Annotated in this window: 6 protein-coding genes and 2 pseudogenes; 2 read left to right on the top strand and 6 right to left on the bottom strand. The window is 70.0% G+C overall.

The window, feature by feature from the left end; all coding sequences use genetic code 11:
- Positions 1–38 precede the first annotated feature (38 nt).
- The 4 genes and pseudogenes from J7I97_RS10080 to J7I97_RS10065 all read right to left on the bottom strand — a co-directional run bounded on the left by J7I97_RS10080 (position 39) and on the right by J7I97_RS10065 (position 4,055).
- A pseudogene (locus J7I97_RS10080) lies at positions 39–876 on the bottom strand (IS982 family transposase).
- A gap of 1,028 nt (positions 877–1,904) precedes the next feature.
- Positions 1,905–2,657, bottom strand: a complete 753-nt coding sequence (locus J7I97_RS10075) for a class F sortase (RefSeq protein ID WP_308369385.1) — start codon at positions 2,655–2,657, stop codon at positions 1,905–1,907.
- Positions 2,654–3,478, bottom strand: coding sequence for a hypothetical protein (locus J7I97_RS10070; RefSeq protein ID WP_214932957.1), 825 nt, complete (start codon positions 3,476–3,478; stop codon positions 2,654–2,656). The genes J7I97_RS10075 and J7I97_RS10070 overlap by 4 nt, the downstream gene beginning before the upstream one ends.
- Before the next feature lie 127 nt (positions 3,479–3,605).
- Complete coding sequence (locus J7I97_RS10065; RefSeq protein ID WP_251058662.1) at positions 3,606–4,055, bottom strand: ribosome-inactivating family protein; 450 nt, start codon at positions 4,053–4,055, stop codon at positions 3,606–3,608.
- A gap of 615 nt (positions 4,056–4,670) precedes the next feature.
- Here J7I97_RS10065 and J7I97_RS10060 point away from each other — a divergent pair.
- Positions 4,671–4,898 (top strand): hypothetical protein, encoded by a 228-nt coding sequence (locus J7I97_RS10060; RefSeq protein WP_214932965.1) that lies wholly within the window; start codon positions 4,671–4,673, stop codon positions 4,896–4,898.
- Here the strand turns inward: J7I97_RS10060 and J7I97_RS10055 are convergent.
- Positions 4,816–5,262, bottom strand: coding sequence for a transposase (locus J7I97_RS10055; RefSeq protein WP_214932953.1), 447 nt, complete (start codon positions 5,260–5,262; stop codon positions 4,816–4,818). The genes J7I97_RS10060 and J7I97_RS10055 overlap by 83 nt on opposite strands.
- On the opposite strand from J7I97_RS10055, the pseudogene J7I97_RS10050 reads away from it, so the two are divergent.
- Positions 5,255–5,445, top strand: a pseudogene (locus tag J7I97_RS10050) (transposase); the annotation flags it as partial. The gene J7I97_RS10055 and the pseudogene J7I97_RS10050 overlap by 8 nt on opposite strands.
- A 389-nt stretch (positions 5,446–5,834) precedes the next feature.
- Here J7I97_RS10050 and J7I97_RS10045 read toward each other — a convergent pair.
- Positions 5,835–9,029, bottom strand: a complete 3,195-nt coding sequence (locus J7I97_RS10045; protein ID WP_214932951.1) for a hypothetical protein — start codon at positions 9,027–9,029, stop codon at positions 5,835–5,837.
- Between the last annotated feature and the right edge of the window lie 266 nt (positions 9,030–9,295).

Here is a 9,295-nt window from a genome sequence, read left to right as displayed (position 1 = left end):
TTGGAATTGATCATCTAGACGAGTCTTTCCGAATACGGTCAGTGGTCGTAGGCGGTCAGTGAACGGCTGACCGCCTGTCCGGTCTGATGGTTGTGCCAGATGGCCGCGGTCATCGCGAGGATGCGCTGCGCGACTCGGACCCCGACGCCTTCAGGGGTGCGTCCACCGTGTTGTTCGAGGTCAAGCTGGCCTTTGAGGGTGTCGTTGACCGATTCGATGAGCTGGCGGACCTTCTTGAGCATCGGCTCGCCAGGCCGCAGGGCTTCCTTCTTGAGCGACGGCCGCAACAGGGTGACGCCCTGTTCGGACAGTGACTGCTCGAACGGCTTGGATGCGAATCCCTTGTCGGTGATCAGCAGGAGCCCCGGCCGCTCGGCCACCAGGACGGCGTCGATCTCCAGCATCGCGGCCAGCACCTCCCGCTCTCCGAGCTTCGGATCTGCCAGAGCCCACAGGACCGGCATCCCTGAGGGCGTGCACACCAGATACAGCCGCAACCCCCAGTAGAACCGGGAATGCGACGCGCAGTAGCCGTAGTTGGCCCAACCAGCCAGCTCGGAACGCTTGACCTTGGGACGGGACATCCCGCATGGCACGGGGGTCGAGTCGGCGATCCACACGGTGTCCCACCAGAAGTCCGTATCCCGCGCAAGCATCCGTATGACCCGCTTGATCTGCGGCAAAGAGGCCCGCAACCGCTTGTTGTAGCCCGGACCCTGCGGGATGAAGGGGAACAGATGGCGGTAGTGCTTGCGGGCGTGCCGTAGCCATCGGGCCTCGCTGTGGAGGCCGGCCCGGCAGGCGCGCGATACCGGCCCACTCGTCGTCGATCTTCACGTACATTGCGGTCACGAGGGTGTCCAGGTTCGTCGTCACAAACGATCATGGACACCCTCCCTTTACGCCCGCAGGCATTCGGAAAGACTCGTCGAGTACTCCAGCAGCGTTTCGCTATCTGGCCTGGTCAGAGCATCGGGCCACGGGCGTGTGACACAGGACCTGGCCGGAGCCCCCGCGCTTCTGCACACCTACGAACATGCAGCCAAGCCGCCCGGGCACTGCTCGAAGCGGCCATGGACGCACGCCGCGTCGACGTCGGCCTCCACCTCCCTCAAACCTTCCTCACCGACGCCGCCATGGACTACCTCGCTGACACCGACTACAACGAACTCACCGACGACTGGGCCGAGGCCGCCTACGCAGAGCTCGCCAAACCCGTCCACGGCCGCCAGGCCGCCCCTGCGCCGAGCTGCTCCCCGACCGGAACTCCGCCCACCAGGCTCGTCGCCTGCCACCCCGAAGCCGGCAACTCCATGGGCCGGGCCCATGTTCCGCCTCGCCGACTACCTCGAACAACACGGCCGAACCAACCCGAAGCCGACTCCGCCCGCCCGGCCCACCATCTCCAACACCGGGCAGCCGATCTTGGAAACGCAGCCGCGCTGACTCGCCTGGGACAGCTCAGGGAACGGGCCACGGACATCAAAACCGCGGAGGACTTCTACCGAAAGGCCGCTCACCTGGGCGACTCCACGGCCAGGGCCCACCTGGCGCTGCCGCACGAGCGGGGCGGGTATCACGAGGGCGCCAGCGCCATGGCTCGACGAGCCGCCGCCAGCAGCGCCAAAGTCCTCTGCGCGGGCCCGGGTCACCTCGGCCTCGAAGACGGTCAGGTTCACCGCGCTGTCCGGGACGTCGAGCGTGTCCCCCGCCCTCGGTGGCGAGGCTCAGCCCCGGTGGGAGCGGATCCTCGCCCTGCCAGGCCTGCACCGGCCCGAGCTCAGAGAAGGAAGTGATCGTCGGGATGTGGCCACCGGCGTGTCCGCGAGGAGGGCAGCGGGGCCCGTCAGCCGCAGTGGGCCCTGTGGCTGACGGACGCCTTCCCGGCCGCCCCGCCGTCCTGGCTACGCGGCGCCCGTCATGCGGGCGAACACCACCACGTTGCTGTCGTAGTAGTGCTTCTTGGGGTCGAAGTTGCCGCCGCAGGTGACCAGGCGAAGGCCCGCGTGATCGAGGTTCTTGTAGACCTCCAGCGTGGGGAACTCGGCCTTCGGGTACTCGGCGACCCGGTCCACCGTGAACATGACCGTCTTGCCGTCCCGCCGGTTCACCTTGATGGTGTCACCGGCCTTCATCGTCTTCAACTTCTCGAACACGGCGGATGCTCCGTTCCACGTGACATGCCCGGCAATCACGGCCGGTCCCTGGGAGCCGGGTGTCGGCCCCGGCTCGTACCAGCCCGCGAGCGCGGGGTCCTTCGGGGTCTGCATGGTGCCGTCCGGGTTCTGCCGCAGCGTCTCCAGGGAGCTGGACAGGCCGAGGGAGGGGATCGTGATCTTCTGCGGCTCCGACCGGGCGAGGGCGGGCTCGGCCCGGCCCGCACCCGCACCCGTGCCCGTACCGCTCTGTGATCCGTCTGCGGGTGACGCGGAGTCACCACCGGCGGGCAGCTTCCCGGTGGGAGCGGCACCGGCGGCGCCCGGTGCCCCGCCCTGGAGAGCTTGCCCCTCTGGGGCGGGGGGCTTCACCGCGTTCTGGCCGGCGCACCCCGCGAGGAGCAGCCCGGCGAGGGCCGCGGCCGCCAAGGGGCCTGCGGTGCGGCGGTGGGGCCGTGTGATGGACACGGCGGTTGCGGAGAGCGCGGGGGCCGGCTTCACGCGCAGCCCCCGGCAGTCTCCCTGCGGACGGGCACGGCGGCGGCCCGCTTCCGCGCGACGGCCACCGCACCGGCCACCACCGCGAGTACGGTGATCGCCGCACCGTCGCGCAACGTCACCGGCACCGCCGCGCGCTGCGGAGAACCGCCGCCGGTCTCGATGCCGCCGACCGGAACGGAACCCACGGCCGCGCCCTTGACCTCTCCGCAGTTGGTCGGAGCCGTGGCCTCCTGGGGCAGCTTCGGGTCGAGCTCACTCTTGCCGGCCCCCCCGAAGTCGTACTTGTCGTTCTTGTTGCGGTCGATGCCGTGCTGCACGACGTGCAGGTCCTTGATGTGGTCGACCACATCCTGGCCAACGGCGATCGTCCGCTTGTAGGAGACCTTGCCCTGCTTGTCGGCGACGGGCATGCGCTCCACGGCGAGACCGCTGGTGGCCTTGGTGTCCCCGGCCGTGGTGAGTGAGATGTTGATGTCACCGTAGTCATGCGTGGCCTCGGTGTTGCTGAGGACCCCGTCGCCGTCGGTGTCGTCGGTGGCGTCCGGGCAGTGGAAGTCGTGCCCCTTCGTCGAGCCGTGCAGATGCTGGGCCGACGGCTGTCCGGGCACCATGCCCTCGGACTCGATTTGCACGGTGAGCTGGCTGCCCTTGAGGCTGAGCATGACCGTACCGCTGGAGCCTGATGCGTTCAGCTGCGCCAGGTCGATCTGGTACGTCTTTCCGCTCTCCGCGAGAGCTGGTCCGGAAAGACCGAGGGTCAGGAACACGGCGGCGGGTACGGCGGCGAGAACCACGAGGCGACCGGCGCACTTGACTATCACATTCGCTCCTGTTCGTGGATCCCCAGGACGGGAATCGCAGATCGTACGGGGTTGAAACGAGCTCCTGGAGAGGGTCTCGCTCCTTCTTCGGTGCCCCAACGCCTGTGGATGGGTGCCTATGTAAAGTTCAGGCGACTGCTGCGGCCGACAGTCGTCCGCCGGTCATCCAGATGCGTGACATCGCATCGGCCAGGGCAGGGAATCGGGCGGCCTCGCAGAGCATTTCCGACAGCACGAGCATTCCGTGTGCGGTGCACTTCGGATCGAGGTTCCGATGCAGCCAAATAACCGCGTTGCCCAAGGGCCGGCGCCCCAGGAAGATCCCCGAACGCCGCACGGCGGCGGCCGTCTCCAGGTCGGAGCGCCCTCCGCCGAACGGCAGGGCTTGCGTTCGGCGGATTCCCGGTGGCGCGATCGAGTCCCGCACGTGGCGGACGTACGCTTCCGGCGGGGCCTGTCCGTTCTCAAAGGTGTTGCGGAATCCGACAATGCGAAGGCCCGCATTCTGCAGGCGGAGCTCGATGTAGAGCTCGATGAACAAACCTCGCAGCTGAATACGCAGGGGGAGGTAAGGCATTCCCCCCTCCCCGCGCCCGGCCCGGCTGAAACAGCCCTGAGCATCTTCCGCCCTCGACCGGATGGTCGACGTCAGGAGCCGATACTCGTCCACCGATGCGTGCGCCGGGGAAAACGACATAGGTTTCAGCATGGCCGCCCGCATCAGGGGAGGGAGCCGGAACTCGGACTTCTCGGAAGTAATCTGACCGCAGTCGGTTCGATCCTGCTGCACTCACGCACGCGCATCCACCGCCTTCGACATCATTCCGATCGTCGACGGGTGCATCATCCCCGTCGCCGGGTTCGGTCCGGTCCGGTCCTTTGTAGTCGTCCTGGCGGCGACCGGGCGAATTGTTGGCCTCTGATGCTAAGAAATCAGCGCGTGATCCCGGTGGCCGGACGGCTGCCGGTGAGCCTCAACGGGCCCCGGCGGCGCTGTGGATTGGCGCCCCTGCTCTGGGTTCAGGTCCTGGGACCGCTCGGTGCTGCCGTCGACGGCAGGCCGGTCCACCTGGGAGGCCGGAGAAGGTGGCGGCCTCACTGCACGCCTACATGCCGAACCTGCGCCGTGCCCTCGAACCCGGCCGGCTCCCCGCACGCCGGCCGGCGACCTGATCAGCGCACTGAGTCGGAGATGACGGCATTCTGCGCGTTCGCGCCGATGGTCCTCGAAAGAGACGACTACCTGGGCATCGACGTTGGCGTTCCGGGACACAAGGGTCACGACGTGATCAACATCCAAGGGACGTACCCCATCCACGAGGTGGAGCGGCAGTTCATCAACGAGCACGGGCTTGAAGTCTTTTGGAAGAGTGATTGGGAGCCGACTGACGTGCTGCGTCGCCCCGCATTAGATGGATAACATCAGGCGAGCAGGACTCGCTTCGCAGGAGTGCGAAGCAGGCTCGGCCGAACATCTGGCGCTTGACCATCTTGATGCGGTTGACGTGTCCTTCGACAACTCCGCAACTCCAGGTGAGGCCAGCGGTGACAGCGTCCCTGTCGCGTTCAATACCGGCGGCGAGGGCGTGGAGGCTGGGCAGGTCGTCGCAGCGAACGGCTTCGATCCACTGCGGAAGCCGTTCGCCTTGGCGTTGGGTCATCATCTCGGCGAAGGACCTAACGTGCCCGGTCAGAGCTTCGAGCTCCGGGCATTGCGCCAGAACGGCCTTGAGGCAGAGCTGTTCGGTCTCGGACAGGGCTTCGGGACGGCTCGAGCACCGCATCGCCCGCCGAGGCGTCGAGTCTTCAAGCGTCTGGGTCGACACCGCTGGACCATCGAACGCACCATGGCCTGGCTCGCCGGCTGCCGCCGCCTCCACCGCCGCTACGAACGCAAGGCCGAGCACTTCCTCGCCTTCACCAGCATCGCCTGCACCCTCATCTGTTACCGCAGACTCGCCAAATGAGATGGCTCCCTATGGGCCACGACCAGATCGTCATCGCTGAACAGGCGGCTGGGCACCTCTCCCCAAAGTCCTGGCCGGCTACCTGGTGGTCGTCGACCAGTGGGAGGACAACGCCCTGCTCGACGTGCTGTAGGGCATCGTCTCTCCCGCAATCCCGTGGGGGGAGCTGACCGGCTGACTTTCTCCAGACCCAGCCCAGAGGGCGAAGGCTCCGCTACCGCACATGGACATCGTCATGACGACCAGCCTCAGGCGGAGAATTCCCAGGGGTGCGTGGGGAATTGCGCCGCCCGCTCACTTCCGGTCGCGCCGATCGGCGCCCCGGCACCGGGTGAGCTGGACACCGTCCAGAACCCGCGCCCGCGCCGTACGGGAGGGAGATCCACCTGCTACAGGATGCGGTGGATGAGCTGCGGCATCGTCAGCAGCGGCTGTACGGCGTTCGGATCGAGCTGCGAGAACAGCGTGAGCGAGAACGTGAACAGGCGCGCGCGGGTGGCGGGCGGGTCGTTTTCCCTGAGCCAGTCGGTCGCGACCTGCCCGACTGCCGCGCCGGTCGACCGATCCATGACGACATGGGCCAGCGCGATCGGCAGCCGGCTCACGAGGCCCGACGACCCGTCGATTCCGGGAAGGATCTGGAAGCCATAGCCGACGCCCACCGCGGCGCCGGCGTCGGTGGACCCGCCGGCGAGTGTGGTGAATGCTGCGGTGAGTGCGTCGTCGAGCGGTCCCAGCCCGGTGAGGTCGACCGGTCCGTCCCAGATGTTCAACGGCGTCACGACATCGGGTGCGACGGCCGGGGCGGTGCGGAACACGAACTGCTCGTCGGCAGGCGGCCCGTCGGGGACCAGGCTCGTGTTGCGGCGGACGGTGAGGGTGGCGCGGGCGTTCTGGTACGCCATGACGTGCAGCCCCGGCCAGCACAGCCGAAACTGCGGCCACCCGGTTGCGGGCAACGGCGGGTCGAACCGGTACGTCCGCGAGCCGCCGACCGGTGCGTCGGGGACGAGCGAAACGGTGGTGCCCGCGGCGTCGACGTAGGCGGCCTCGGGCCACGCGCCGCCAGGGCCGGGCGACGCCGTCACCGGGGTGAGCTCGAGGGCGGCGAGGTACGTGACGCCGTCCTCGACGGTGTAACCGACGCGCACGCCAAGGGTGACCTCGACGGGGTCGGGACCGGGCGTCACCGCGGGCGGCTCGACGGTCGCAGGGGCGGCAGCCGGCTCGGCGGCGGGCCACCTGCGGTCCCACGCATCGGCGACAAGGCGGACGAGGTCGCCGAAGGTCCTCGCGGCGTTGGCGCGCGCCGCGCCGTCGCCCGAGTCCGAGACGTATCCGGCGAGCAGTGACCACAGGCCGTCGGCGACCGAGACGTAGCGGGCCAGCGCGCTCACGACGTCGTCGGTGCCCGCGTCGGCGGGCCCGGCCCCGACGGTGACGTTGAAGGCCACGGTCACGCGCACTTCGTCCTGCGCCGCGTGCTCGTGCGCGTAGCTGACGGCGTACGTCCACAGCGGCGCGCCGGCGAGTGTCGGCGGCTCCTGCGCGAACGTCGCGCCGGCTGTCTGCCCGAGCAGTACGGGCGCTCCCGGGTACGCGCGCAGCGGCACCGGCACGTCGGCGCGTCCGAGCGCGGTCCGCAGCGCCGGGGGCTTGGCGTCGCCGGTCAGCGGCGGGTAGAAGGCGAGCCACCGGGACGCCTCGTAGCCGCCGATCTGCGGCTCGGCCGCGATGTCGTACTCCAGGTCCAGGAATCCGTAGTCGAGGTCGACAGGGACGTATGCCTGCCAGCGCGGATCGGGCAGGCGCAGGAGGAACCCGACGTACGACGAGGCGGCGGACAGGTCCGTTTTCGCCGACGACAGGGTGTACGAGGCCCCCGGCGGTGTGGCGAGGGTGCCGTAGAGCCGGGCCGGGCGTCCCCCCACGGTATTCGCCGGCGGCTCGACGGTGGCGTCGTACTGCACGAGCGCGGCCGCGTCGTAGGCGCGGGAGAGGTTCACCGAGAGCTCGTCGGCAAGCCGCGCGACGGCGGCGGCCTGCGCGGGCACGGCGTGGCGGTCGGCGACGTCGAGGACGGGCCAGAGGCCGCGGGCGACGGCGCGGGAGAGTGTGCGCTTCGCGGCGAGTACCCGTGCCAGCGCGTCGCCGGTCGCGGGGTCGGCGTGCACCGCGGTGGCGTACGCCGCGGTGAGGAACAGGTCGACGTCGGCGAGCAGGCGTCGCGCCCACACCTCGGCGTCGACGCTGTCGAAGTCGGTCGGTGTCGCGTCGGGGGCGAGGTTGCCGTCGGGGCCGAGATCGTGAACCGGGACACCGCTGCGGCTGACGAGTTCCTTTGACAGCGGCCGCAGGGCGAAGACGCGCGGCATCGTCCTCACGATACCGTCCCGGTCCTGCCAGGTCAGGCCGGGCGCGACCTGCACGTCGGTGATGCCGCCCGCCGTGAACGCCACCACGGACAGGTCGGTGCCGCCGTCCGGCGCGCGTCCGGTGGCGAGCCGCAGCAGGGGGAACGCCTCCCTGAAGGAGGTCTCGAACTCCGCCAGTGTCAGGGATTCCTTCCCCCGCTCGCCGCTGTGCGTGACGTGCGGCGGCACCGGCGCGTCCGCGCATTCGGCGGCCCCCGAGCCGTAGGCGGTCCTGAACACGGGGTCGACGAGGACGTCGGGCCGCGCCAGTCGCAGCGCGACGGTGAGGGGGAACGGCACGGTGGTGTTCGCCAGCGGCAGTTCGGCGGGCAGCACCGCGGTGACGGAGACCCGCGCCTGCGGCAGCAGCGCCCTCGCACCGCGCCGGAGGAACGCGACGTCCGCCAGGGCCGCCACCAGGTCGGCCGACGTCAGCGCCGCACCGGCCGTGGCGAAGCGCGTGAGGACGGTGTTGAGGCTGTCGTGCGCTCCCGTGGTGACGGTCACGCCGGCGGCGGTCAGGGCCACGCCGTCCGCGACCAGCCCGGTGACACCGGCGTTCGCCTGCGCGAACGCCGCCGGGTCGAGGCCGTACGCCGCCGCCGCCTCCGCGGGAGTCACCGCCGTGCCCGTACCGGCCAGCACAGCAGGCCCGCAGACGAGCAGCGCACCGTCAGCGAGGTAGGACGCGTCGCTCGCGACGGCGGCCACCGTCTGCCCGAACGTCACCTCCCCCTGCGCCGCGAGCCGGTGCCACACCGCGTCGAGGGTGTCGTCGACGGTCGTCTCGGTGGCCACAGGTCCCGCCGGGGTGTCGACGGAAACGGTCCGGTACGCGGCGAGGACGCCCGGCATCGCGGCGTTGAGGCTTCCCAGCCCGAGCCCCGTCGTCCCGAACGCCGGGCCGAGCGCGTCGAGCGTGTCGTCAGGCCGCAGCGTGTAGGGCACCCGCGCCGTCTCGGGCACGGTGACGCAGCCGGGCAGCACGGCGTCGGCGAGGCGGTGACCGGCGTTCGCGGCCAGGAGCAGCGCCGGGGGGCAGGCGTAGCGGTCGGCCAGCTCGTGCAGCGTCTGCCCGGGCGGAACCGTCACCCCCGCGAAGTCCCCGACGTAGAGCAGCGTGCCCGCTTCGAACAGGTCGTCGGTGCCGCCGTTCGCATCGGCGAGCATTGGCTCCGGTCGCGCCGGAGGCGTTGGCGGCGAGTGTGTCGCCTTCGACGGCGATGTAGTGCCGGGAGGTGAGCACGGCGGCGGGGTCGAGGATGCCGGCGCGGGTGGCGTTCGCGGCGGCGAGCGTGCGGCGCGACGGCCAGGAGCGGAAACGGCTCCGACGCCGGACCCGTTGCGACCTGGTCGGCCGCGGCGACGACGAGCGCGAGCGGCGAGCCGCTCGGCACGCATGGTATCTCCACGTTGAGCACGGCGTTGTCGCCGTC

Origin of the sequence: Streptomyces sp. ISL-87 (genome assembly GCF_018614095.1) — a bacterium.
Taxonomy (GTDB): domain Bacteria; phylum Actinomycetota; class Actinomycetes; order Streptomycetales; family Streptomycetaceae; genus Streptomyces.
The sequence above is the reverse complement of the archived record's forward strand: the minus strand, read 5'-3'. Positions and strand labels throughout refer to the sequence as shown.